Genomic DNA, 25,105 nt, shown 5'->3' with positions numbered 1-25,105 from the left:
ATGAGCATACCCATTCCTGTTACACAGACAGCGAAAGCGAAGAAAAAGGTGGAACTATTCGACTTTTTCTATAAATACGGCACAATATTGACGATTATCATTCTGATTGGAATTTTCGCCGTGTCCAATCCATCTTTCATTCAGACTTCTAATCTGATAAACATCCTGCGTTCCATTTCAATCGTGACCATCATTGCGATCGGCATTACGATATCACTGACCGTGGATGGCTTCGACCTTTCCGTCGGCTCCGTAGCATCATTGGCCAATGCCATCGTCATATCAATGTTTGTCTGGTTTTCCCAGGATACATTTATCGCCATATTAGCTGCAATCGGTGCCTCACTTTTCGTAGGGGCTTTGAATTCATTCATGATCGTTAAATTGAGAATTCCCGACATGCTGATGACATTGGCTACCATGTTCATTATTCAGGGAATTGCCCTTACTTATACGAAAGGGGCCACGGTTTCGCAAAATATGGTCATGCCCGACGGGACATTCGCAACAGGACTGATCAGCCCGTTTTTCGCCAAAATTGGCCAGGTACCATGGATAATCCTGATCATGGCCGTCATTGTGATAGCGACCCATATCTTTTTGACTTATACGAAGCACGGTCGTTATATGTACATTATTGGGGGAAATAAGGAAGCGGCGAGACTTTCCGGGATATCGGTTAATAAATACAAAATCCTTGCCTATCTGCTTTCAGCTCTATTTGCTGCAATCGGGGGGATAGTCCTTGCTTCAAGGGTCATGACATCGGAAATCAATTCAGGGTCCCCCTATTTAATGGATGCCGTTGCAGCAGCCTTCATTGGTTCCTCCGTTTTAGGAGCGGGAAAACCGAATGCCTTTGGAACCTTCGTCGGTGCAGTCCTGATCGGAATCCTTCAAAATGGACTGATCATGATGTCCGTTCCGTATTATGCGATGGATATCGTCAAAGGAACAGTGCTGGCCCTTGCGCTCGCGGTAACCTATTACAAACAAAAACACTAAAATGAATCCGTTACGTTACTCTACAGAAATCCAAAATCATGAAAAAAATCCTGTTGGATACAACAGGATTTTTCCTTTTTTAAAAAGGGAGGGTTATGGATATTAATTTCTGCAACTTCATCATGTTGTTTAATAATGAAATCTTCTTACTTACGAAAGTGGGGATAGGAGGACTATAGGGGCCTTATTTACCTTTCAATAAGATTGATAATGATCTATTGTAAAGTATGAACATTCATATCCTATACTTATCTAAAGGAGAGTGTAAACTTATGAGTGAAACCTGTGTTCCGACTGGCGTGAAACCAAATGATACTGGCTTTGGTTATACGTTATCCTTAATAGGCGGCAAATATAAAATGATCATAATGTATTGGCTGTCCGAAAATAAGGTTATGCGGCATAATCAACTGAAGCGAAGTATCGGTACCATTTCCTTTAAAACGCTAAGCATCATGTTAAAAGAGTTGGAGGCAGACGGTCTTATCATACGCAAGGAATTTCCCCAAATACCTCCGAAAGTAGAATATTCATTATCTGAACGTGGTCTATCTCTCATTCCATTGTTAAATATGATGTGCGAGTGGGGAGAGAAAAACAGTTTACCAGCTCAGGAGACTGTACAGCCGTAGGTGTAGCTATTTTGATTAAATCAAAAGAAAGAAGTATTTCCCTGACAAGGAAATACTTCTTTAATGAAACTGCCTATTAAAGGTTATCGACAAAATTTAAAAAATCTTGTGCGCTTTTTGCTAATTCGCTTGAGGACGGCTCATTTTCAGCACCATAAAACGCAAAGAATGAACGATAGTCTGCATTGCAGTATAGAAAGGTAGTTTCAAAAGGAGATAATAAATGTTCAAGTGGATAGCGATATCTTCCTTTTTCACTATAATCCTCTTTGTTAATTCCAGCAGATACAGCTAAAGCAGCCTTGCGATTCTTTAATTTATCGCCTCCATTTGAACCATATGCCCAACCATAAGTAAAAACATCGTCAAGCCATTTTTTTAGGAGGGGCGGGCAATTGAACCAATAAAAAGGGAACTGTAAAACAAGATTACTATGCGCTTCAATTAATTGCTGTTCTTTTTCCACATTAATGTTTCCGTCAGGATAAACTGTATTCAATTCGTGTACTGTATACTTTTCCGGATATTTCCTTAGTTCTTCCACCCATCGCTTATTTATGACGGATGTTTCAAGACTTGGGTGTGATACGATAACAAGAGTTTTCAAAGATTTCTCCTCCTGGATTATTATTTATCTTAAGTATAAAGTGCACCCTGCAAGAACGTAAGTATGCACTTTTAGTATAGGTACTTACCTAAAGGAGAGTGTAAAGCAGGCATGAAATATTTTTATGTGTGATACTATACACCACGATTTAATCTTTCCCATTCAAAACATCCAAGATAAGGTCCAGTTGTTGAAATATTTAATCATAGGCCAGATCCGTTAGGTGAGAAACGGGTGACACCAAATAATTCGTAACCCAGCGTTCATAGCCGAAAGTGGGGAAAATAGCTAAAACAAGTTTTCTTTTGAACTTGCTTAAAACAGACCCGGTAGGTTCAATCCCTTAGTGAATTGTGCCATCGTTTGAAAATACCCCTGATGATATCGTTTTTTTTCGTCAGTAAGCACTTTTTGATTATCCCGATGGTAAGGCATTTATTTTTTCGGGGATGCCTTCTGGAATTCCCCGACCATTATCAACAATGGTTTTGGTCATACCATTTCCTCCTTGTTTGACAAACCTTTCGTTGATACTATAATCTATCAATTATGGGAAGGGGTGTAAAAAAATGTAAGAAAAAAGATTGATGGTTGGAACTTTTTATGATTTGCCATTTGTGAAAGCAGTTGCAGCTGCTGCTCATGTTTTACTTCGTGTTAAAAAAGGTATATTCCTCCAGAATATTTACTAATGGTGGGTTGGAGTGGATAACAGTGTTTATAACGGTTTGGATAAGATTTTTTGAATCAACGTAGCTTTATGATTCAAATGTTATTTGTCCTTATTATGACATCCAGCTTATCGGCATTTGGTAAAAGCCCTGACCAATTTACATATTGAAACTATTACTCTTAAAAGAGAACAGGGTCAGTATATACAACTATTTTATGGTATAAATTCTTTTAAAGTTTTAAAGGAATTAAGACCCTTGTAGAGAATTTCAAGTGTTCTTTAATAAAAAAAGTAATAGATGGGGAATTGTTAAAAGTACAGAAAATGAATTTCATCTGAACAATAGGATGCTTGGAGTCTTCAACATAAACGTACAGAAAAAGGTTGCGAGACCATCTGGATTATTGGAGAAAAGGAAATATATCCGAATATCAATTGGAGGTAGAAGAATGGCAAAAATTACTGTAGGAACAGAAAATCAAACACCTATTGAACTATATTATGAGGATCATGGCACTGGGAAGCCAGTTGTATTAATTCACGGTTGGCCATTAAGTGGTCGATCTTGGGAATACCAAGTTCCTGCTCTCGTTGAGGCTGGATACAGAGTCATAACTTATGACCGCCGGGGGTTTGGGAACTCTTCTCAGCCATGGAACGGTTACGATTATGATACATTCGCTACTGATTTACATCTGTTACTAGAGCATTTGGATCTCCAAAATGTGACACTGGTCGGATTTTCAATGGGGGGTGGAGAAGTAGCTCGCTATATCGGAACCTACGAAACAAATAGAGTAGAGAAGGCTGTATTTGCAGGAGCTGTACCACCATTTCTTTATAAGTCAGGATATCATTCTGAGGGAGTATTAGATGATGCAGCAATTCAAGGATTTGAAAATGGAGTAAAAAATGATCGCCTAGCATTTCTTAATGAGTTTACTAGAGGATTTTTTGCTGCTGGAGATCGAACTGACTTAGTCAGTGAACCATTCCGACTTTACAATATAGATATTGCAGCGGGGGCATCGCCCAAAGGGACATTAGATTGTATCGCTGCTTTCAGCAAAACGGATTTCAGGGGAGACTTAGCGAAGATTAATATACCTACCCTTGTTATTCATGGTGATTCAGATGTAATTGTTCCATTTGAAAATAGTGGGAAGCTAACACATGAAGCAATTCCTAATTCTAAAGTAGCTTTAATAAAGGGTGGTCCGCATGGGTTCAATGCAACACATGCCAAAGAATTTAATGAAGCGCTGCTATCATTTTTAAAGGGCTGATTCGGGCATTATTTTACTTTCGCTATACAAGACTGAAATAAAGCATAATTTGTTCTTTCTTTTTTCCTCATAATTAACGTGTCTATGTATTTCTTAATGAACGAACAGAAGAGTTCGTATTATAAGGTTGACCAGTAAAAATTACTGGGTGACCTTTTTTTTAATTTTAATGAAAGGTTTTTCTATATGGCCATCCGATAATGAGTGTGAACCTTTCAAATACTAAATAAGGAGACGTGATTAGGCAGAAAAACTGGAAGTGACGAGTGATACCACAAGAGACGAATATGGAGATAATTCAATTAAAACACATCAGTGCAAAACAATCGAAGTGATTAAAAATGAAAACAACCAGGATGAGTATGTTTTAACAGGATGTTCTGGCTACGATATCCCTTTCCATTAGGAGCAAAATCTTCTTAATACTATCAGTCGCGATCGTTCTTTGACGTTCAGCTCTTTTTCTTACGGGTTTAAAGGTAACGGTTAGTTGCATAAGATTTTTTTTGCTTTATAATTAGTACCAGGTGTTAATATCAAGTTATAAAAATGATGCAATTCATACACACGAGGTGGCTATTCTATGTTCAAATCCAAAGCACGTATTACTGCGATAGGTTCGTATGTTCCTGAAAAAAGGTTAACAAATAAAGACTTAGAAAAAATGGTTGAAACCAATGATGAATGGATTGTTAAACGTACTGGTATTAAAGAACGAAGAATTGCACATGAAGAGGAGTTTACTAGTGATATAGGTTATAAAGCTGTAAAGGATTTAATGGAAAGGTATGATAAATCTGTCGAAGATGTTGATATGATCATTGTTTGTACCTTTACACCTGATTTCAACACTCCAAGTGTAGCATCTTTAGTCCAAGCAAAGCTAGGTATTAAGAATACTGGAGCTATTGATTTAAACGCTGCCTGTGCAGGATTTACTTATGGGTTGCATGTTGCTAATGGATTAGTAACATCTGGGTTAAATAAGAAAATCCTAGTTATTGGAGCTGATACTTTATCGAAACTTATGGACTATGAGGATCGAGCCACTTGTATTTTATTTGGAGATGGCGGAGGAGCAGTTCTTGTAGAATATGATGAAAAACAGCCAAGTTTTATTTCTTCACATTTATATTCGGAGGGTGAAGGCGGTAAACATTTATATAGTACAAACCTTTCGACATGTATAAATGGTGAAGACTTAAATAATAGTGGCAACCTTGTACAGAATGGGCGTGAGGTTTATAAATGGGCTGTCACGACCGTTCCAAAAGGAATGCAAACTGTGATGAAAAATGCTGAATATCAATTGAATGATGTTGATTGGTTCGTACCGCATAGTGCAAATTTAAGAATGATTGAGTCAATATGTGAAAGAAGCGGCTTTCCAATTGAGCGAACTTTATATAGCTTAGTGGAGTATGGAAATACTTCTTCAGCAACAATTCCATTATCTTTAGAAATAGGAATAAAAGAAGGGAAGCTCAGTGGTGGTGAGAAGGTTTTATTATATGGTTTCGGCGGTGGATTAGCTCAAGCTGGATTGCTTATCAATTGGACCTTATAAAGCTATTTTCCACAACTAATAACTGAGTTTGCCCAAGGAAGGAAGCCTTAAGGCATGAACCCGGTAATCTACCGGGCTCATGCCTTTTTATCGTATATTTGGTCAAAAAAACTGCACCTCCAATTTGGGTGCAGTTCATTTTACGGTCCTCTTTTATCTTACTTAACATTCTTCTCTGAAACGGTTGTTTTCTCTAACGAACCAATCTCTTGGTTGTTTATTGCATTTTCAGAGATATTCAACTTTTTTCTCATTGGGAAGTAATACAAAACAGCTGGGACAACTAACCCAATAATCCAAGCGATATCTGCTCCTTCAAAGGCCTTGGCTATCGGTCCAACATAAAATGATGTGTTTATAAAAGGGATTTCCGCCAAGATTGATACAAGAAATGCCATACAAGTAATGCACTTGCTTTGATGAGGCTTGGCAGACAGTCGGCGGAAAGGGAGCGGATTTCTGAACTCAACTGGGACTTTTTGTTTTTTTACTTCTGCAGCAGTTCCATAAAAATTAAAATGATACTCTTGATATATCAAGGTTTTTTTCGGTGTCACTCATAAGTTGCATAGTAATGCGCTTATTACTATCTTTACTTTGCACAATTCATCTCACAATACTAGGAGTAGGAAAGGCGATGAACTCATTATGATTTTTAGCGAACGATTAAAAAAAGAACGGGAAAAAAGAAAATGGTCACAAAATGATCTTGCAGAGAAGATTCATGTGAGTCGCCAATCTGTGTCCAAATGGGAAACGGGAAAAAATTACCCAAGTATTGAAGTACTCATTAATTTAAGTGATTTATTTCAAATTACGGTGGATGAATTATTAAGGAGTGATGAGGAATTGAAAGAAAAAATAATACGGAAAAGTAAGCAGTTAGCATTTCCAAAAAGGAAAATGTTTTTGATATCTTGTTATTGATAGGAGCATTTTTGTTAGTGTCTAAATTAATCATTTTTGGTCTTAATAAATTTGCAGGCACCGAAATTACAATTTTAAAAAGTATGCCAGTTGTATCTAATTTTTTACCATTACCTTTGATGGTTATTGGCGGTATTGGTTCAGATTATTTGAAAGATAAATATGTAGATTGAAAAAACTCTGCCTATAAAACTGTATAGTGAATCACAAAGGGGAATCTTTTTTATTTGGGGCATGATAACCTTTTGGTGAAACTTGATCATAAATGAACAGAACCTTTGAACTTCAGGTTCTGTTCCTATTTCTTATTTGAACTTTTGCACTTCTTCTTGTCCTTCGAATTTGTTATCTTTCAATATGCCAATTTCTTCAATATGATTTCGTGCCGTTTCATCCCCTAATTTATAAATTAGGGCATAAAGCCTTTTCATGGCTGCATCGTATTTATCATTTGCCCGGTCATGATGATAGAGAAGGTAAGGCACATGTGATCGGGCATATGCCTCCAGGTCATCTGTCCGGTGTTCCTCCAAGCATTGTTTCAATTCTGCAAGTTCCTCATCAGTTGCGTGTACAGTGAAGCTCGGATTCTCTTCAAGTTTTTGCCCGAGTACGTCGCCGCTTACCAAATCGACATGATAGGTCTGTTTTTCCTGCATCATTCTGCACATCACCCTTTCAAGTGTTTGTCTATTCAGTACCACTATTTGTAAAAAGTTAATCATGAAAGTAAACATTTCCTTAATGAAAAAGATAGGAAATAGAGGTATCGGATTCCTTATTAAATGGTTTAAGATGGATTTACAGAATAATATGTAAAATTGAGGAGTGATATAGTGAAGAGGTCAATCATGGTCATTTTTTTTGTGTTGATTGCTTCAGGCTGCGTAACAAGGAATTATGATTCCAATATGGATTTAGGGAAAAGTCAGTTGAATGAGGAAAATTATTTAGAAGCCCACGAGGCTTTTCAATTAGCTTATAAAGAAGCAAAAACACCCGAATCAAGGGAATTAATGGATCTTTCAGGTTTGCTGGCGAGTGGAATGAAGAAATACGATGAACAGGATTTTGATTCGGCCAAAAGAGATTTTGAAGAAGCAGCCGCATATAAAGCAAAATACCGGGAAGGTAAACAAATGGTTTCAAAGGCGGTGGAAATGCATCCGGTAACAGACTCCGCCACGATAGAAGCAGTAGTGGGAAATGATGATGTGAAACCGGCGGAGGAAACAACTGAAGACGGATCCAAAGCAGAAGAGGGGGCGGCAACGGATACAAAAAGTAAAGAAGTAAGCAAGGATTCGGATAGTACATTAAGTAAATCTCAGGCGGAGAAGCTTGTGAAGGATTACGTGGATATGGAAAACTTTTCGCATTTGCAAATCGAATATGATCATGATGCCGAAAAGGGAGATTATATTTTTCATGTTTTCGAGGTAGATGAACCTAGTCAGAAAAGCGGCCACAAAACCACTTGGGGCTGGTATGGCGTGAATAAGGAGACCAAAGAAGTTTATGAAGTCATGTAAGGATAACTGAATGGTCGAATTGAAGGCCCCGGTTGTGGCCTTTTTATTTTGTTGCGCGACAAAATGCAGGATTCGATAAAAATTTATAATTTTTTTAAAAAGGTAGCCTATTTCTTTATTTCTTAAGAATTTTTTAATATTTCCTGTTTATGATTGAGCCAAGTAAAGGACAAACATAGGAGGGATAAAGATGGAGAATTATAATGGTGAGGAGCAAGTCAGAGTCAATGCAGAACGGAAAAAGGGTAAGTCTCTTTGGTTAACTAGCCTTGTTTCCGGAACGGTTGCTTCTATGGTTACATCGTCTGTATTTCTATTTGGCGGAGACTTTATAGATCAAGGGAAAAGTTCAGTGAATGAGTCAACCGAAACGGCAGGTGTACAGCAAACGGACAGTGTTGAAAAGGATAAAAGTGTCACGGCGGAAAAGTTATCGACAAGTACGGATTCAAATGATAGGGCAGAGATGGTCGAATCAGCATCCAAATCGATTGTAGGGGTCGTGAATTTACAGGAGATGCAAAACCAGTACCCGTACCAGCGGCAAAGCACGGAGAGCGAAACGGTTGAGAGCGGAACCGGCTCAGGGGTCATTTATAAAAAGGCTGATGGAAAAGCCTATATCATCACGAACAATCATGTTATTGAAGGAGCTAAGGAAGTCGAAATTTCATTGTATGATGGACAAAAGGCAACGGCAGCTGTTGTCGGGGCTGATGCTTTGACGGATTTAGCGGTTTTGACAATTGATGCCTCGAAAGCACCGGAAGGAATTAAATTCGGGAATTCTGATAGCATGCGTCCAGGTGAAGAAGTATTGGCAATTGGCAACCCACTTGGACTTGATTTTTCACGATCGGTTACACAAGGAATCGTCAGTGCGACCGGACGCACCATTTCAGTCGATACCTCGGATGGGGAGTGGGCACTTGATGTCCTTCAAACAGATGCAGCGATCAACCCTGGAAATAGCGGTGGTGCATTGATCAACACCGCTGGGGAAGTGATCGGCATAAACAGTCTGAAGATTTCCGAAAACGGTGTGGAAGGCTTGGGGTTTGCCATACCAAGTAATGATGTGATTCCGATTGTTACGGAACTGATTGAAAATGGAAAGATCGCGCGCCCGTATTTAGGAGTAAGTTTGGCCAGTATAGAAGAACTGCCGCAATATTACATTCAAAATGTTCCAGAAGCTGCAGAATCCGGCGTAATGGTGACGAGTATAGAAGCGGGCTCGGCTGCGGCGAACGGAGGGCTTAAGCAACAGGATATCATTGTTGAGATTGATGGAACGAAAATAAATACTGCCGCGGCATTAAGGAAATACTTATATACTGATAAGAAAATCGGCGATAAAGTAAAAATTAAAGTATATCGAGGTACTGAAGAGAAAACGGTAACGATAACCTTACAAAAACCATGAAAAATGGTAGGCCCCTGATTATTCATCAGGGGCCTAAGTTTGTGGACAAAAAAGGGTTCTATCTAAATTCAAAGTTGATTGAACGGAGGGTACGAGAGTCCTGCGGGAATAGCGAGTGCCTGGAGTGAAAAACAACGCTCAAATTGTACAACCCCCTATTTAATAGTATACAAAAGGGTTACTAGCGGAAAAATAGATAGTGTATTTGCACTGTTCTACAAATTATTCATATAGTCTTGAATACCTAAAAGTGAATGGTGGCGCCTTCTATTTGTCAAGGTTTTCATCGTGGATATGTTAAAAAATAGAAAAGATTTGACAAATTTGTGAAATGTCATAAAATAGAAAGAAAGGGGATGAAATTATGGAAGCTAATCAGAAGATGTTAGATGCAGTGAAATGGGTATCGGGCACAGGTTGTGTAATCGGAATTATTATTTTTGCTTTAAGCTTTTTTGTAAGCGATTACAATAAGGATTATATATTTACCGTTGTTGGAATCGCCATCACACTAAGCGCAGCTGCCATTTTTCTAGTTGGTATATTTTTTGTCCTGACAGAAGAAATGGTAATGAATACACATAAAGGTGAAAGAATTGAACCGGAAACGACTAAAATCATAAAAATGAAATCAAAGACTAAAACTCATACAAAAAGAAGTACGGAATTCAGTAACTAAAACCAGGAATATAGCGTAATAAACTGGCTTACTATCATCAGATTCACCAACATGTTTGAACAAAACCAGCTGTTTTGTTTATCAGGGAGCCAATTTGATTCCAAACATTGAATGCGCTTTCATATCATTTGTATCGATAAATTTTAATTCAATACAATACACGGCACTCGTTATGTATCAAAAAATATTTCAAGCAACCCTTTGTATTAATCGGAATACATAAGATGTGCTTGGATATTCAAACCAAACTGCCCGAATGCAGAAATACCTTTACATTTCGATAACCACGAGAAAAGGACATTTTTAAAAAGTCCTTTTTTTGTGGTTTTTTTATTGCACTTTTACTTGAAGATACAAAAGGGAAGATTTTGGGCTCCAATGGCGGGGTTGATTGAACCACCAAATGTAAGAAACCAATTACACACCCGGTGTTTCCTTATATATATATAATATTTGACCAATGTTGGATCATAAGAGTATTAAAACATGAATACAACATCGTTTCCAATGCGGCTACCAATTATCAACTTCCATGGACAAGTATGAAAAAACCGTTTTAAATCATGTTTTCCAACGATAAATACATACTTGACAGGATAGGTAATATAATTCATATTCTTGAGGGGGGTTGAGGCAATATACACGGTGAATATAATGTGAAATTTTTATTTCATTATATTAGAGTAATATTAAACGGATAGTGGATCGGTAAAAAATACAATCATGTACTGATAAGTGAATTTCCATAGGTATGTTATTAAACAATTATTATATTTCATTTGCTGAAGATTTTCGAACATTTCAGTTCATTTACCATCTTCTTACTGCTCTTTAATGAACTTTATGTGACAGATGTCACTTTGTATTGTCTTTTTTTTGACTTGGGATTAATATTGGTATGTCGGGGTTTGTGAACATGGTAACACTTTGTCCGAATAATTACCAATTGGAATTTTATTATGTAAGAAAGGGGTAGTACTATGAAAATAAAATGGGCTCTATTAACTATACTTTTTACTATTGCCACTGTGCTAACCGGTTGCGATAACCCATTAATGGTCTTGGACCCTAAAGGGCCAGTAGCTGCAACACAAGCAGATGTTATTATGATTTCGATATGGACAATGGCCTTTGTCGTCCTTGTCGTTATGGTACTGTATATCTTCATGATAATGAAATATCGTGCTTCCAAACAACGTGATGATTATGAACCGCCTCATATTGAAGGAAGTAAAGTTCTTGAAATAATTTGGGTTGCGATCCCAATTTTAATCGTCGCTTTCCTATCCGTTGTTACTGTTAAAACTACAAATGAAGTTGAGGCAACACCTAAAGGATACGGAGATCAAGAACCTTTAATCATTTACGCTTCATCTTCCAACTGGAAGTGGCATTTTAGTTATCCGGAAGAAGATATCGAAACAGTCAACTATCTGTTTTTACCTACTAACCGACCAATTGAATTTAAACTTTACTCATTCGGTCCAATCTCAAGTTTCTGGATTCCGCAACTTGGAGGACAAAAATACGCGATGTCGGACATGGTTAATACGTTGCACTTAGCAGCTGATGTACCAGGAGAGTATATGGGTCGAAATTCAAACTTCAGTGGTTCAGGTTTTGCTCAGCAAACGTTCAACGTTAATGTACTGTCTCCAGAAGATTACGATAAGTGGGTAGATGAAATTAAAGCTACTGCTAAACCGATTACTGAGGAAAAATTCAATGAATTATTAAAACCTGGTCATGTGGGACAATCCACTTACACTGGAACTCACTTAGAGTTTTCACCAGCTCCTGAAGGGGAAAATGCTGGTCATGACCACGGATCTTCTGATACTGAAGAAAATGATTCCAAGGATTCACACGAGGAACATTCAGAACACAGCAACATGAATCATGATCACTAAGAATTAATTTCGTTCGATAAAACAACTAGGTTTACAAGATAAGGAATATTTTCCTGAAAGGAGTCACAAAAGTATGGATTACTTTGATCGATTTGCCGTACCTCATCCAAGTCCTGCGATTTATGCATCCATGGTTGCCATTGGTTTAACCATGATCGCGGTTGTTGCCGGAATTACCTATTTTAAAAAATGGGGTTACTTATGGCGTGAGTGGTTAACAACGGTTGACCATAAACGTATTGGTATCATGTACATCTTGGCAGCACTGCTTATGCTCTTCCGTGGTGGCGTCGATGCACTTATGATGCGTGCTCAAACGGCTATTCCAGATAACGGTCTTTTGGATGGACAGCATTATAATGAGGTATTTACAACACACGGGGTCGTCATGATCCTATTCATGGCTATGCCATTCATCATTGGGTTAATGAACATTGTTACACCATTACAAATTGGAGCGCGTGACGTAGCATTCCCACGTCTGAACGCAGTAAGCTTCTGGTTATTCTTCATGGGGGCAATGCTATTTAACATCTCTTTCGTAGTCGGTGGTTCTCCTGATGCAGGTTGGACATCTTACTTCCCGCTGGCAAGTAACGATTTCAGTGAATCAGTAGGTTCGAACTATTACGCGATTGCTATTCAAATAGCTGGTATCGGTACATTACTGACTGGTATCAACTTTATCGTAACAATCTTGAAAATGAGAGCACCTGGCATGAACTTAATGAAAATGCCAATGTTCACATGGTCTATTTTGATCACAAACTTCATCATCGTTTTCGCTTTCCCTGTATTGACAGTGGCACTTGCGTTGATGACAATGGATCGTCTATTCGGAACTCAATTCTTTACGATGGCCAATGGCGGTAGCGATATGCTTTGGGCGAACTTGTTCTGGGTTTGGGGACATCCTGAAGTTTATATAGTAATTCTTCCAGCTTTCGGTATTTACAGTGAAATCATTTCGACATTTGCACGTCGTAACCTGTACGGGTATAATTCGATGGTTATCTCCATGGTAGCTATTTCTACTCTATCTTTCATTGTATGGGCTCACCATTTCTATACAATGGGTCACGGTGCAATGGTTAATGGTATCTTCTCGATTACCACGATGGCAATTGCCGTCCCAACTGGTGTTAAGATTTTCAACTGGTTGTTCACACTTTGGAAAGGTAAAATCGTATTTACCGTTCCAATGCTATACTCTTTAGCTTTCATTCCGATTTTCACGCTCGGTGGGGTAACAGGGGTAATGCTTGCAATGGCAAGTGCTGACTACCAATACCATAATACAATGTTCTTAGTAGCTCACTTCCACTACGTTTTAATCCCTGGTACTGTATTTGCCGTACTTGCTGGTTTCACGTACTGGTGGCCAAAAATGTTCGGTTTCATGTTGAGCGAAAAAATTGGGAAATGGTCGTTCTGGTTCATTACAATCGGCTTTAATGTAACATTCTTCCCGATGTTCATCACTGGTTTAGATGGGCAGGCACGTCGTATGTATACGTACTCTGAATCAACAGGGTATGGTCCATTGAATATGCTCTCTTTCGTTGGAGCGATTGGCTTGGCAATAGGTTTTGCACTTATTGTGTACAATATCTATTGGAGCACACGTTATGCGTCAAGAAATATTTCAAACGATCCATGGGATGCGCGTTCTCTAGAGTGGGCTACACATACACCAATCCCTGAATATAACTTTGCAATTGTGCCAACAGTTGATTCTACAGAAGCATTCTGGGATGCAAAGAAAAAAGGCTTTAAATTATTTGGCGGTAAAGTAGAAAAGATCCATATGCCAAATAACAGTGGTGTGCCGTTTATCATGAGCTGTATCTTCTTCGTTTGGGGCTTTGCGATGGTATTCAGCATGTGGATCATTGCAATCATTGCAACGATCGGTATCTTTGCTTGTATGATTCACCGTTCATTCGAAAAAGATCACGGACGTTATATCTCTGTTGAAGAGATCGAAGAAACTGAAAATAAATTGCGAGGTGCTAAGTAATGAAAATAGATAACTCGCTGCCACTAGAATATAGCACGGAAGAAAATCGCTTAAAGATTTTTGGATTCTGGATTTTCCTAGGAGCAGAAATAGCTCTTTTCGCTACACTGTTCGCAACTTACTTTGTATTAGTTGATGGAACTGGAAATGGTCCAACAGGGGAACATCTTTTTAAACTCCCAACCCTGATGTTTCAAACAATCTTTCTTTTAACCAGTAGTTTTACCATTGGTCTTGGAATCAATGCAATGAGACTTGGAAGGCAGAAAGCAACGATTGGTTTCTTCATCATTACCCTTATTCTTGGTTTAGGCTTCTTGGGAGTCGAAATTTATGAATTCGTGGAGTATGTACATGAAGGGGCAACCATTCAAACAAGTGCTTTCTTATCTAGTTTGTTTACATTACTAGGTACGCATGGAGCTCACGTTACACTTGGTTTATTCTGGGGAACCTTCATCATCATGCAGATCAAAAAGCGCGGTATGACTCCAGAAACAACAAACAAGGCTTTCATCTTTTCACTTTACTGGCATTTCTTAGACGTTGTCTGGATCTTCATCTTCAGTTTCGTCTACCTGAAAGGAATGATGTAATATGAAAGAATTATTCCCACGGGGCCAAGTTATGGGATTTGCCTTTTCACTAGTCCTGACTTTGGTCGCACTATCAGTTATTATGTTTGATCTCTCACTGAAAATGGCTATGATCATCCTTCTTGTTACAGCTTTCATGCAAGCTGCACTTCAATTAGTAATGTTCATGCACGCAGGTGAGTCTGAAGATAAAGCATCGATTTATACAAACGTTTATTACGGATTGTTCGTTGCATTGGTTACAATTTTCGGTACAATGCTAACAATGATTTGGGGATATCAATAATCGATTCCGGAAAAGCTGGGCGTCTTGATGACGCCCAGTTTTTTTGTATTTTAATTCTTATACCGGTCTATCCATTTCATTCATGGAAGTTTGTTAAGTAGGATGTGGCTGAAATCATATTGTTTAGTATAACCATTTCATGAAATTATATTTATAATCGGGAAATTCTCACTTTAGAAGCGTGCCCGTGCATTTAAGTGCAATGTTCTACTAAAGTCTAAACGTTAATAGAACGGACACATCTCTAAGAAAAACTGTCAGCCCTTTTGATATAATGAGCCATGTAAGAATTAATTTATAAATGTAGCGGAGATGATGAATTAACATTGCCGGTTTTGATTTTGACAATTATCTTAAGTTTGTTAAAAATATTGGTTTCCTGTCTTCCAACAGATGCAGTTAATTGGATTATCAGCAAATTTAAAATACACTCAGAAATTATTGATGGGAATGCAATCGTAACCTTTGACGGGAAACATTTGGAAGGTGAAGAAAAAATTCAAGTTATTAATTATTTTAATAACGCTAGATTTTTGAAGAAAAATCATATATTCCCAGGGAACGAGCAATTGTTTTTACATCCAGAGAACAGTGGGACTCCATTAGTCATTGATACTAAAAGAGGCAAAAAGGATGTTAGGTTATTAATTTTTATTTACAACGATCGCGTGGATGTAGTTAAACTGTACAAGAAGAAGGTCATTTCTTATAGTCTGTTTTCCGATAGCCTCCAAGAACGTTCCATGCCATTAATAAGAAATTTAGTTTAAAAGAACATTAAAGAGACGGTCCTTAAAAAGACCGTCTTTTTTTATAAGTCTTTTAATATATAATCCCATTTCAATTAGATATTTTTTTCATTATAAAAATTCTAGTATACAAACTGACATCTTAATTTTAGTGTCTTTTGAAAAAAACAATTAAAAGTGTTTTTTAAGTAGGAGGGAATTGCTGCAAGAGGGTTTTTAATAGTGCATATGAAAAGTATTTTGGATAGTATTTAAGGTAATAAAAAAGCAGGTATCTATTGCGATGCCTGCTTTTTTATGCTTTCCATTGTTTTTCAACTTGATGAAGGGCTTGTTGTAAAATTACTTCATGATCAGTACCCGGTTTAGTAAGGACGTTAGTTTGATAAGATTTTCCTTGGAAATCAACTGTTACTGTAACTTTTACCATTATGCATCTTTCCTTTCCTAATTCAGAATTAAATGAGGGGTTGTACCTATTTCTTTTATACCCATGGCAGAAGGATAATCAAACATTTCAAAAGCAGTAAAATTTGAAAGAATTAATATTCAAAATTATCTGATATTTTTAGGGTGGTGTCAACACTTTTTTTTGACCTACCCTATTTTCCGGTTAAACCAAAAACGACCTGGCTTGTATACTGACAGCCAGGTTGTTTTATTAAACGAACTATATAATCATATTTTAGTTAAAATAATACCGATTAATGCTGCAAGGACACCGGCAATTTGATAGGTTTTTAGTTTTTCCTTGAATATATAACATCCAGCGAATACGACAACCAAACAGTTCAGGCTGACGACAGGGAAAATGATGCTTGCGATCCCGGTGTTCAACGCAAAGAAATAACATCCATAGCCTATCATGCTTAAAAACCCTACTAAGGAACCGATTTTGACTTCCGTTAGCTTTATTTTTTCTTTTTTAAAGGCTAGAGCCGAAAGAAGATAAAGCATTCCGCCTCCATACATTGATACAAGGATATCAAGGGAGTTTAAATGAAGACGTGTTGATGTCGTCATAAGAATGCCGAGCACACCAAAAGATAAGATGGAGAGTAATGTGTGCATCATCCAAGGGGCATATTGATGATTACCTTTTGCGTTAGGTGTATATTGGATGACTAATGTAGCGATAAACATGCAGACGATTCCACTCCACTGCAAGGAAGAAATATGTTCGTGAAAAATTAAAGCTGCACAGAGAATGGGGAATATTGCATTCGCTGCGATTAATGGAGATGTCAAGCTTGCCGGCCCTTTTTCAAAGGCGCTTGCCATCTGGATGTTACCATTAGCGTTCAGTACCCCAATAGCTGCACCAAGCATGATGGATAGCCAGTTCAGCTGCAAACCGTCCGTGAATACTCCATAAAAAATGGACAAAATAAAAGCTGAAAAATAAAAGAAAAATTGGATATGTATCTTGGAATAGCCTTTTCCGCTGCTCCATTTAAAAATGCTGTTATTGATTCCGAAACATAAACTCGTGATGAGTGCTGCAAAAATCCACATTGACTTAATCTCTTCCTTCATGTAGGATAAACTTCTTCTACATTTTAAGCTGAATGCCTTCAGGAATCAAACCAAATTTAAAATGTATGATTGACAGATTAGATTTTTTTTTCTATATTAACTATGACAATTTTAAAATATTTCCCGATAAACGGGAGAGGTTCATAGCATCACCCTCTTAAAAAAACTATGGCTTTGATATTTTTCGCGAATCAACCATATCTTTGAGGAGATATGGTTTTTGTTATATAGAGGCCCATTTTATGAATCTCCCTGAAACGTGGGATTAGGAGGACTTTTCATGTCTGGAAGAAAAGAAGAAGAATTAAAAAAAGATATTACACTGCTTGGGAATCAAGGAACAAAATATACATTCGATTATGCTCCTGAAATCCTTGAGTCATTCGATAACAAGCATCCGAACCGGGATTACTTCGTCAAATTCAATTGCCCGGAATTCACTAGCTTATGTCCGATCACGGGCCAGCCGGACTTTGCTACCATTTACATCAGCTATATTCCCAGTGTGAAAATGGTGGAAAGCAAGTCTTTGAAACTTTATTTATTCAGCTTCCGCAATCATGGTGATTTCCATGAAGATTGCATGAACATCATCATGAATGATTTAATCGAATTGATGGATCCTAAATATATTGAAGTCTGGGGCAAGTTTACACCTAGGGGCGGAATTTCCATCGACCCTTACACGAATTATGGGAAACCAGGTACGAAGTATGAGGAAATGGCGAATTACCGCTTGATGAACCATGACTTATACCCGGAAACCGTGGATAATCGCTAAAGACTGGGAGAGACAATGGGCATATGCCCGTTGTCTTTTTTAAATTTTTAGCTAATCTCGATCAGTGGTTCTGTTGTTTTGTCTTTTTTAAAAAGACAAATGTCCTCCTATAATGGAATTTTCGCTTGATTGTTTCGAGAAAAAGCGTAATAATAGGGAGAGTTAATTTTGACAGAATATTTACGAAAATAGGGGATGTCGAGATGAAAGTTGCAAAGTTTGGTGGAAGTTCACTTGCGTCAGGTGAACAGTTGAGGAAGGTATTCGAAATTGTTGTTTCTGATCCGGAGAGGAAGATTGTGGTCGTTTCGGCTCCGGGAAAACGCAATTCCGATGATATAAAGGTGACGGATTTATTGATTGAAGCTGCGGAACAGCAGCTGCGCGGGGATAACGGTGAGCATTTGATAGAAGATGTCGTATCCCGCTATGCGAGCATTGCTGAAGAGTTGGATATATCCGAGAGTGTCATCACAGGGATTCATGAAAATTTAATGGCACTGCTGCATGCAGACCAAACTAACCCGAAGCGCTATCTGGATGCCTTGAAGGCCAGTGGCGAGGATAATAATGCGAAGCTGGTCGCAGGTTATTTCCAAAGCCTTGGAGTAGAGGCACAGTATATAAATCCAAAGAAGGCCGGCTTGATCGTAACGGATGAAGGTGGATTTACCAAGGTGCTGCCAGAGTCTTATGATCGGTTATATGCTCTGCGAGATGAGCCAGGAATCGTTGTATTCCCAGGGTTCTTCGGATATACGTTAGATGGTGATGTGTTAACCTTCTCGAGAAGCGGTTCCGATATTACGGGTTCGATTCTTGCGAATGGGGTCAAAGCTGATTTGTATGAGAACTTTACGGACGTGGATGCTGTTTATGCGGTGAATCCAAATGTGGTTTCCAATCCGAAGGGAATCCGGGAACTAACCTATCGTGAGATGCGTGAGCTTTCTTATGCAGGTTTCTCGGTATTTCATGATGAGGCGCTGATTCCTGCATTCCGTGCGGGAATACCTGTCCATATCCAGAATACGAACAATCCGGCGGCACAAGGGACTCGCATTGTGAATACACGGGATAATACGAACGGGCCGGTTATTGGGATTGCAAGTGATAAAGGATTTTGCAGTATTTACATTAGCAAATATTTGATGAACCGGGAAGTTGGTTTTGGCCGGAAACTGCTGCACATCCTCGAAGATTATGGAGTTTCATATGAGCATATTCCATCAGGCATCGATGATGTGACGCTTATTCTAAGGCAGGACCAGATGAAAGGGGATGCCGAGGAGAAAATCATTTCCCGAATCAAGATAGAGCTTCATGCCGATGAAGTGAATGTGGAGCATGATCTTGCCTTGATCATGGTTGTAGGGGAAGGAATGCGCCATAATGTCGGTACAACGGCAAGAGCGTCAAAAGCCTTGGCTGAAGCAAAGGTTAATATTGAGATGATCAACCAGGGTTCTTCGGAAGTAAGCATGATGTTCGGTGTAAAAGGGCACAACGAAGAGACGGCGATTCAGGCATTATATCACGAGTTCTTTTGAGTATGAGTGTTTAGGGACCTCCTTTTAGAAGGGGGTTTTTTTGTGATTTATCTTTTAGTCACAATACATATGCTGGATTTTTCATCTGGTTCTTTTTGGTAGTGGCAATGACCGTGTGGGGATAATCATTCCAAGCTAACAGACGCGCTGCAGGGTTCAGAGCGTCTGTTTTAATTTAATACCCATATGTCAAGTGGCTAAAGCAATTGGAGGAGAACGGGGGTGGCGCTCTTAAGACGGATAGAAAGGGGCGTCCAAACCTCTGAATACATATCTTTCACCAAATTATAAATGAAAGAGATGTCAATGGCACATCAAGTTTACGAGCCAAATGATTCACTGGCACCAATTGATTTAAAGTAATTACTTCAAGTTGATCTTGCTGAATAGAATCATGTTTAGAAAAGCATCCTTATCACCTCAAGTTAAATACTTCTATATAATACAAAAAAAGAATGTAATCTAGGGAGACACCGCAGGCGTAAGCCGAGGGCGGACCACCCGCGGAAAGCCAGTGCCTGGAGCGGAAATCAACGTTCAGATTATAAAAGCCATAAAAAAACTGTAGAAAACTCGGTTTTCATCGAGTTTGTCTACAGTCTGAGCCTCCAAATGGAAGATTGGAGGCTTTCCTTTTATGTTAGTCCATAATGGTCAGGAGTTGATCGATCGCGTTCCTTGGACGCGGGGCAGGGATCATATCGGGATAGCCAACGTGAAGGCTGCCGACAATCTTCTCGCCTGGTTTCACGCCTAAAGCTTCACGAAACTCCATGCTGTGTATCATGCCGTATGTTTCCCATATCATCCCGATTCCCTGTTCCCAGGCAAGCAGGCTGAAATTCTGGATCAAGGCACTTGTAGCCGCATAATCTTCTTCACGTGTCATAGGATTCGGATTCTCTTCCATGATCACTGCGACAAACATCGGTACACCTATAAGTTTATTATATCCTCGCTGTCCGGCTGCTTTTTTCTTTTCAGGGTCCTTCTCTTTGCCTTCCATGAATGCACGGGTTGCTTCTGCGAGTTTTAAACGGCTATCACCATGCACCACGATGAAGCGCCATGGTTGGGTCATTTTATGGTTCGGTGCCCATGTTGAAGTTTCCAATAATGATTGGATGGTATCGATAGGAACAGGAATGTCCTTAAATCGTTTGATGCTGCGCCGTTCTTTAATGATATCTTCTAGTTTCATGACATCCTGCTCCTTTAAATCATATATGTAAGTTTAATAGTTGAAAAAAAATAATCCCCGGCTGCCTAATATGCTTCCAATGTGAATAAATTACTTGAATAAAGAGGGGGCAATATTCTAGTGACTTGCATTCGCTAATGAGCATATAATTTTACTAGGCACAGAGAAGCCGGGGCGACATTGTATCTATGTACAATATCAAAAGGGTACGATAAGAGAATATCGTAATTGCTTATCAAATTTCAGAGATCGATAATGAAATTGAAAATCATTATCAATTAGAATTTTCGCTTATTTCCTGTTATTTGTCAAGGGTATTTATAAAAAAAATTCAAGATATTTACCAACCCTTTAAAACAGGTAAAATCTTTTAAAAAATCTGTATAAAAATGTATAATGAGAGGATGAAAAGATGCTATCTACATATGGAGAATCGAAGGTGTCATAGATGAAAAAATTGTCCTCATTTCTTAAGCCGTACTGGCTTTTGATCATTCTTGCTTTATCCTTAATGATTGTCGAGCTCGGGGTAGAGCTGTTACAACCTCTATTTATAGCAAAAATAATTGATGATGGCATTTTACAGAAAGATTTATCGGTAGTGATTAAATGGGGAAGCGTCATGGTTGGACTTTCCATTTTTTCATTTCTTGGCGGGATCGTTAATTCATTTACGGCATCACATGTAAGTCAAAGCTTTGGACATGATGTCAGGAAGAGCCTTTTTGGTAAAATACAGGCGTTTTCTTTTGCGAATTTGAATAATATCCCGACTTCCTCATTGATCACAAGGATGACAAATGATGTGACCCAACTTCAAAATACGATTTTTATGGGCTTGCGTATCATGGCAAGGGCACCATTGATCGTAATCGGTGGAGCGATAATGGCTATTACGGTCGATTTGAAATTATCCCTTGTATTGGTCATTTCAATACCGGTTCTTGTTTTCTTCTTGGGATGGGTTATGAAACGGGCTGCTAAGCTGTTTATGCTCGTGCAGAAAAAACTCGATAATCTCAATGGCGTCATGAGGGAAAACCTGATAGGCATGCGCCTGATCAAAGCTTTTCTTCGTAAGGAGCATGAAATCGGCCGATTTGACCATGCGAATGAAGAGTTGAAAAGAAAGACTGTGTCTTCCCTTCGTTTAATTGAAACGACGATGCCTGTGCTGATGCTTGTCATGAATGTGGCGATTCTGGTCATTCTCTGGCTTGGAAGTGAATTTATAACAACGGGAGAGATACAGGTAGGGGAAGTTGTGGCGATTGTCAACTATGCCACGAGGATTGCCGCATCCCTTTCCGTTTTTTCGTGGCTGATCATGGTCATTTCCCGTGCAAAGGCTTCAGCGGAACGTGTGACGGAAATATTTGAAACCCCGATAGATATTGATGAAGGTAATGCGGAAAGCAAGAGTGGGGACGTAAATGGGGGAGGCATCAAGTTTCTGGATGTATCTTTCCGCTATCCCGGAACCGAAACCCCGGTATTGAAAAACTTGACCTTCTCCATCGATCCGGGAGAATCGCTTGCAATCATAGGAGCGACAGGATCGGGGAAAACATCACTGTTTCAGCTGATTCCGAGATTATACGGAGTTGAAAGCGGCTCCATTCAAATTGATGGCCAGAATCTGAAAGATATTCCCTTGAATTCGCTGCGGAATAGGATCGGCTATGTCCCGCAAGAGGCCCTGCTTTTTTCAGGAACCATAAAAAATAATGTCGCTTGGGGAAAAGAGGGTGCCTCGATGGAGGAAATCATGGCAGCGGCCATGCATGCTCAGGTCCATGAGACAGTAATGAAACTTCCGAAGCAGTATGAAACCCAGTTAGGGCAAAAAGGAGTGAATCTATCGGGAGGGCAAAAACAGCGCTTATCGATCGCGAGAGCATTGGTGCGCAAACCGAAGATTCTCCTTCTGGACGATAGTACAAGTGCGCTGGATTTGAAGACGGAAAGTAAATTGCTTGCCGCTTTAAAGGACTATACATGCACAACGCTCATCATTACCCAAAAAATCAGTACAGCCATGGAGGCTGACAAAATCTTGTTGCTGGAAAGCGGTCAAGTCCTTGCGCTGGGGAAACATGAGGATTTGATGCAAACAAGCGATCTTTATCGAAAAATCGTTCACTCACAGTTTGGGGAGGAGGGGATTTCGCTTGAGTCGAAGAATATCTCCCGATAAGGCAAAGTCTAAACCGGTCAACTCCTGGAAAACGATAAAAAGGATCGTTCCCTACTTAGCAACGAATAAAAGCCTGCTATTTTGCGTCCTTTTCATGGTACTGATGAGCTCGGTCTTGGGATTGCTTGGCCCCTTTCTTGTTGGGGTGGCCATTGATGATTATATTGTCACAAGAGATAGCGGGGGGCTGATCCGCCTTCTTTTAGGGCTTCTCGGAGTCTATATATTTTATTCCCTATCCATGTGGCTTCAGAATTATTGGATGATCGGAATCGCACAGGATACGGTTTATGCGATGCGCAATCAACTATTCAAAAAGCTTCACCAGTTGTCCATTCCCTTTTTTGACCGGCGTCAGCATGGGGAATTGATGAGCAGGGTCACGAATGATATAGAAAATGTCAGTTCCACTTTGAATAGTTCCGTCATCCAGATTTTTTCAAGTGTGCTGACACTGGTCGGGACGATCGGAGTCATGCTTTATTTGAGCCCTTTATTAACTGTTTTAACCTTATTCATCGTTCCCCTCATGTTCTTCGGTCTGAGGTGGATAACGAACAGGACGGGAAAGCTGTTTAAACAACAGCAGAAGAACCTGGGAGAACTGAATGGGTTTATAGAAGAAACGATTTCCGGACAACGGATCGTAAAGGCTTTTTCACAGGAAGATAAAGTGATCCGTGATTTTATCATCCGGAGTGAAAACTTGAAGAAAGCCGGATTTCTATCACAATCATACTCAGGGCTGATTCCAAAACTGATGAATTTACTGAACAACCTAAGTTTCACGGTAATAGCAGCTGTCGGCGGATTTTTGGCGCTGAGTGGCATAGGTACGGTTTCCATCGGGGTCATTGTCATCTTTACCGAGTATTCAAGGCAATTCACCCGTCCGCTCAATGACCTGGCTAACCAATTCAATACACTGCTCTCAGCTGTTGCCGGTGCTGAGCGGGTTTTTTCCATACTTGATGAAAAAGAAGAGGAATTGGATGAGAAACAGGCTGCTGAACTTCGTGATGTCAGCGGTGACGTGGGCTTTGAGGGTGTGTCCTTTTCGTATAATGATGAAGAGCAAACGATATATGATGTTAGTTTCCATGCAAAAAAGGGCGAGACCATCGCGCTTGTAGGTCCCACGGGGGCAGGTAAGACCACGATCATTAATCTTCTTGCCCGTTTTTACGAGCCGAATAGCGGCCGGATATTGATTGATGGCCAGGATATCAAACAGGTGACAAGGTCCAGTCTCCGTAAGCATATGGGCTTCGTTTTACAGGATTCCTTTTTGTTTCAGGGTACGATTCGTGAAAATATCCGCTACGGCCGGCTGGAGGCTGGAGATGAAGAAGTGGTGAATGCAGCCAAGCTTGCCAATGCCCATTCCTTTATCATGAAATTGCCAGATCGATATGATACCATCTTGAGTCAAGATGGCAGTGGAATAAGTCAGGGGCAGCGCCAGCTGTTATCGATTGCCAGGGCTATTTTGGCCGATCCCGTTTTATTGATTTTGGATGAAGCGACAAGTAGCATAGATACGATTACCGAGCTTAAAATCCAGGAAGCATTACACCGCTTGATGGAGGGCAGGACAAGTTTTGTCATTGCCCACAGATTGAATACAATTCAGCAGAGTGATCAAATCCTCGTACTTGATGAAGGAAGGATCATTGAAAGGGGATCCCATGATGAATTGTTGCGGCAGAGGGGTTTTTATTACGATCTAAATCGCGGTTCATTAAGGGAAAATCAGATAGGATGAAGAAAAAAATGTGTGCCACTAGGCGCACATTTTTTTTGTTGGTCCTAAAATAAGGATCTTAAACTTGGATTGCCGTTCATTTAATGCTCCTGGATTTTTCACACAATATGGTTTTTATAAAACGTGAAATCACCAATTCCATTATGGTGGGAAAAGAGGTAATTATCGACAAAATAATGG

At 39.3% G+C, this 25,105-nt stretch carries 21 protein-coding genes, 2 pseudogenes and 1 riboswitch; of the genes and pseudogenes, 17 read left to right on the top strand and 6 right to left on the bottom strand.

Features of this window, described 5'->3' with window-relative positions; translation table 11 throughout:
- Both ACIQ0C_RS11240 and ACIQ0C_RS11235 read left to right on the top strand, forming a co-directional pair.
- A complete protein-coding gene (locus ACIQ0C_RS11240; protein WP_403059805.1) occupies window positions 1-1,005 on the top strand; it encodes an ABC transporter permease in 1,005 nt (334 codons plus the stop codon).
- Window positions 1,006-1,277: 272 nt separating this feature from the next.
- On the top strand, window positions 1,278-1,637 hold the full coding sequence (locus ACIQ0C_RS11235; protein ID WP_402838654.1) for a winged helix-turn-helix transcriptional regulator: 360 nt from the start codon (window positions 1,278-1,280) through the stop codon (window positions 1,635-1,637).
- Between the two features lie 76 nt (window positions 1,638-1,713).
- Here the strand turns inward: ACIQ0C_RS11235 and ACIQ0C_RS11230 are convergent, their stop codons facing one another.
- Complete coding sequence (locus ACIQ0C_RS11230; RefSeq protein WP_402838655.1) at window positions 1,714-2,244, bottom strand: NAD(P)H-dependent oxidoreductase; 531 nt, start codon at window positions 2,242-2,244, stop codon at window positions 1,714-1,716.
- Window positions 2,245-3,366: 1,122 nt separating this feature from the next.
- Here ACIQ0C_RS11230 and ACIQ0C_RS11225 point away from each other — a divergent pair.
- The gene (locus ACIQ0C_RS11225) at window positions 3,367-4,203 is read left to right on the top strand and encodes an alpha/beta fold hydrolase (RefSeq protein WP_403059802.1); all 837 of its coding nucleotides are present in this window, start codon (window positions 3,367-3,369) and stop codon (window positions 4,201-4,203) included.
- Between the two features lie 583 nt (window positions 4,204-4,786).
- Window positions 4,787-5,770 (top strand): ketoacyl-ACP synthase III, encoded by a 984-nt coding sequence (locus tag ACIQ0C_RS11220; protein WP_403059799.1) that lies wholly within the window; start codon window positions 4,787-4,789, stop codon window positions 5,768-5,770.
- 158 nt (window positions 5,771-5,928) lie between these two features.
- Here the strand turns inward: ACIQ0C_RS11220 and ACIQ0C_RS11215 are convergent.
- Window positions 5,929-6,177 (bottom strand): annotated as a pseudogene (locus ACIQ0C_RS11215) (hypothetical protein); the annotation flags it as partial.
- Window positions 6,178-6,418: 241 nt separating this feature from the next.
- On the opposite strand from ACIQ0C_RS11215, the pseudogene ACIQ0C_RS11210 reads away from it, so the two are divergent.
- Window positions 6,419-6,870 (top strand): annotated as a pseudogene (locus tag ACIQ0C_RS11210) (helix-turn-helix domain-containing protein).
- A gap of 132 nt (window positions 6,871-7,002) precedes the next feature.
- Here ACIQ0C_RS11210 and ACIQ0C_RS11205 read toward each other — a convergent pair.
- A complete protein-coding gene (locus ACIQ0C_RS11205) occupies window positions 7,003-7,359 on the bottom strand; it encodes a hydrolase (RefSeq protein WP_230177889.1) in 357 nt (118 codons plus the stop codon).
- A 174-nt stretch (window positions 7,360-7,533) separates the two neighbouring features.
- On the opposite strand from ACIQ0C_RS11205, the gene ACIQ0C_RS11200 reads away from it, so the two are divergent.
- The 8 genes from ACIQ0C_RS11200 to ACIQ0C_RS11165 all read left to right on the top strand — a co-directional run bounded on the left by ACIQ0C_RS11200 (window position 7,534) and on the right by ACIQ0C_RS11165 (window position 15,916).
- Window positions 7,534-8,229, top strand: a complete 696-nt coding sequence (locus ACIQ0C_RS11200) for a hypothetical protein (RefSeq protein ID WP_403059796.1) — start codon at window positions 7,534-7,536, stop codon at window positions 8,227-8,229.
- Between the two features lie 190 nt (window positions 8,230-8,419).
- On the top strand, window positions 8,420-9,655 hold the full coding sequence (locus tag ACIQ0C_RS11195) for a S1C family serine protease (protein ID WP_403059793.1): 1,236 nt from the start codon (window positions 8,420-8,422) through the stop codon (window positions 9,653-9,655).
- A gap of 364 nt (window positions 9,656-10,019) precedes the next feature.
- Window positions 10,020-10,334 carry a hypothetical protein gene (locus tag ACIQ0C_RS11190; protein WP_402838667.1) on the top strand — a complete coding sequence of 105 codons (315 nt, stop codon included), beginning with the start codon at window positions 10,020-10,022 and terminating at the stop codon, window positions 10,332-10,334.
- A 980-nt stretch (window positions 10,335-11,314) separates the two neighbouring features.
- Window positions 11,315-12,244, top strand: a complete 930-nt coding sequence (gene qoxA, locus ACIQ0C_RS11185; protein WP_402838669.1) for a cytochrome aa3 quinol oxidase subunit II — start codon at window positions 11,315-11,317, stop codon at window positions 12,242-12,244.
- Window positions 12,245-12,317: 73 nt separating this feature from the next.
- A complete protein-coding gene (qoxB, locus tag ACIQ0C_RS11180) occupies window positions 12,318-14,264 on the top strand; it encodes a cytochrome aa3 quinol oxidase subunit I (RefSeq protein WP_402838671.1) in 1,947 nt (648 codons plus the stop codon).
- Window positions 14,264-14,860, top strand: coding sequence for a cytochrome aa3 quinol oxidase subunit III (gene qoxC, locus ACIQ0C_RS11175; protein WP_048684979.1), 597 nt, complete (start codon window positions 14,264-14,266; stop codon window positions 14,858-14,860). Before qoxB ends, qoxC begins: the two co-directional genes overlap by 1 nt.
- 1 nt (window position 14,861) lies before the next feature.
- On the top strand, window positions 14,862-15,146 hold the full coding sequence (gene qoxD / locus ACIQ0C_RS11170; RefSeq protein WP_048684982.1) for a cytochrome aa3 quinol oxidase subunit IV: 285 nt from the start codon (window positions 14,862-14,864) through the stop codon (window positions 15,144-15,146).
- Between the two features lie 326 nt (window positions 15,147-15,472).
- A complete protein-coding gene (locus ACIQ0C_RS11165) occupies window positions 15,473-15,916 on the top strand; it encodes a YfmQ family protein (RefSeq protein WP_403059790.1) in 444 nt (147 codons plus the stop codon).
- Window positions 15,917-16,190: 274 nt separating this feature from the next.
- Here ACIQ0C_RS11165 and ACIQ0C_RS11160 read toward each other — a convergent pair whose 3' ends face one another.
- Together ACIQ0C_RS11160 and ACIQ0C_RS11155 are read right to left on the bottom strand one after the other, a co-directional pair.
- Entirely contained in the window at window positions 16,191-16,325 is a 135-nt protein-coding gene (locus ACIQ0C_RS11160) for a BA3454 family stress response protein (RefSeq protein ID WP_095390432.1), read from the bottom strand.
- A 248-nt stretch (window positions 16,326-16,573) separates the two neighbouring features.
- Complete coding sequence (locus tag ACIQ0C_RS11155; RefSeq protein ID WP_403059787.1) at window positions 16,574-17,431, bottom strand: DMT family transporter; 858 nt, start codon at window positions 17,429-17,431, stop codon at window positions 16,574-16,576.
- Between the two features lie 130 nt (window positions 17,432-17,561).
- Window positions 17,562-17,607: riboswitch (PreQ1 riboswitch) on the top strand.
- 104 nt (window positions 17,608-17,711) lie between these two features.
- Here ACIQ0C_RS11155 and queF point away from each other — a divergent pair.
- Entirely contained in the window at window positions 17,712-18,212 is a 501-nt protein-coding gene (gene queF, locus ACIQ0C_RS11150; RefSeq protein ID WP_034305880.1) for a preQ(1) synthase, read from the top strand.
- Window positions 18,213-18,415: 203 nt separating this feature from the next.
- Entirely contained in the window at window positions 18,416-19,762 is a 1,347-nt protein-coding gene (locus ACIQ0C_RS11145) for an aspartate kinase (RefSeq protein ID WP_403059785.1), read from the top strand.
- 640 nt (window positions 19,763-20,402) lie between these two features.
- On the opposite strand, the gene ACIQ0C_RS11140 is transcribed toward ACIQ0C_RS11145, so the two are convergent.
- The gene (locus ACIQ0C_RS11140; protein ID WP_403059782.1) at window positions 20,403-20,963 is read right to left on the bottom strand and encodes a nitroreductase family protein; all 561 of its coding nucleotides are present in this window, start codon (window positions 20,961-20,963) and stop codon (window positions 20,403-20,405) included.
- Between the two features lie 448 nt (window positions 20,964-21,411).
- Here ACIQ0C_RS11140 and ACIQ0C_RS11135 point away from each other — a divergent pair, with 448 nt between their 5' ends.
- A complete protein-coding gene (locus ACIQ0C_RS11135) occupies window positions 21,412-23,160 on the top strand; it encodes an ABC transporter ATP-binding protein (protein WP_403059779.1) in 1,749 nt (582 codons plus the stop codon).
- The gene (locus tag ACIQ0C_RS11130) at window positions 23,135-24,925 is read left to right on the top strand and encodes an ABC transporter ATP-binding protein (protein ID WP_403059776.1); all 1,791 of its coding nucleotides are present in this window, start codon (window positions 23,135-23,137) and stop codon (window positions 24,923-24,925) included. The genes ACIQ0C_RS11135 and ACIQ0C_RS11130 overlap by 26 nt, the downstream gene beginning before the upstream one ends.
- The last annotated feature ends 180 nt before the right edge of the window (window positions 24,926-25,105 follow it).

It is taken from the genome of Peribacillus sp. NPDC096448 (genome assembly GCF_044762675.1).
GTDB lineage: Bacteria > Bacillota > Bacilli > Bacillales > DSM-1321 > Peribacillus > Peribacillus frigoritolerans_B.
Note: the sequence above shows the minus strand (reverse complement) of the source record. Positions and strands in the feature narration are given on the sequence as shown.

What these genes read in the sequence shown, in the direction of transcription:
- ACIQ0C_RS11240 (WP_403059805.1), top strand. Translation starts at nt 1, where the DNA reads ATGAGCATACCCATTCCTGTTACACAGACAGCGAAAGCGAAGAAAAAG.
- ACIQ0C_RS11235 (WP_402838654.1), top strand. Translation starts at nt 1,278, where the DNA reads ATGAGTGAAACCTGTGTTCCGACTGGCGTGAAACCAAATGATACTGGC.
- ACIQ0C_RS11225 (WP_403059802.1), top strand. Translation starts at nt 3,367, where the DNA reads ATGGCAAAAATTACTGTAGGAACAGAAAATCAAACACCTATTGAACTA.
- ACIQ0C_RS11220 (WP_403059799.1), top strand. Translation starts at nt 4,787, where the DNA reads ATGTTCAAATCCAAAGCACGTATTACTGCGATAGGTTCGTATGTTCCT.
- ACIQ0C_RS11205 (WP_230177889.1), bottom strand. Translation starts at nt 7,359, where the DNA reads ATGATGCAGGAAAAACAGACCTATCATGTCGATTTGGTAAGCGGCGAC.
- ACIQ0C_RS11195 (WP_403059793.1), top strand. Translation starts at nt 8,420, where the DNA reads ATGGAGAATTATAATGGTGAGGAGCAAGTCAGAGTCAATGCAGAACGG.
- ACIQ0C_RS11190 (WP_402838667.1), top strand. Translation starts at nt 10,020, where the DNA reads ATGGAAGCTAATCAGAAGATGTTAGATGCAGTGAAATGGGTATCGGGC.
- qoxA (WP_402838669.1), top strand. Translation starts at nt 11,315, where the DNA reads ATGAAAATAAAATGGGCTCTATTAACTATACTTTTTACTATTGCCACT.
- qoxB (WP_402838671.1), top strand. Translation starts at nt 12,318, where the DNA reads ATGGATTACTTTGATCGATTTGCCGTACCTCATCCAAGTCCTGCGATT.
- qoxC (WP_048684979.1), top strand. Translation starts at nt 14,264, where the DNA reads ATGAAAATAGATAACTCGCTGCCACTAGAATATAGCACGGAAGAAAAT.
- qoxD (WP_048684982.1), top strand. Translation starts at nt 14,862, where the DNA reads ATGAAAGAATTATTCCCACGGGGCCAAGTTATGGGATTTGCCTTTTCA.
- ACIQ0C_RS11160 (WP_095390432.1), bottom strand. Translation starts at nt 16,325, where the DNA reads ATGGTAAAAGTTACAGTAACAGTTGATTTCCAAGGAAAATCTTATCAA.
- ACIQ0C_RS11155 (WP_403059787.1), bottom strand. Translation starts at nt 17,431, where the DNA reads ATGAAGGAAGAGATTAAGTCAATGTGGATTTTTGCAGCACTCATCACG.
- queF (WP_034305880.1), top strand. Translation starts at nt 17,712, where the DNA reads ATGTCTGGAAGAAAAGAAGAAGAATTAAAAAAAGATATTACACTGCTT.
- ACIQ0C_RS11145 (WP_403059785.1), top strand. Translation starts at nt 18,416, where the DNA reads ATGAAAGTTGCAAAGTTTGGTGGAAGTTCACTTGCGTCAGGTGAACAG.
- ACIQ0C_RS11140 (WP_403059782.1), bottom strand. Translation starts at nt 20,963, where the DNA reads ATGAAACTAGAAGATATCATTAAAGAACGGCGCAGCATCAAACGATTT.
- ACIQ0C_RS11135 (WP_403059779.1), top strand. Translation starts at nt 21,412, where the DNA reads ATGAAAAAATTGTCCTCATTTCTTAAGCCGTACTGGCTTTTGATCATT.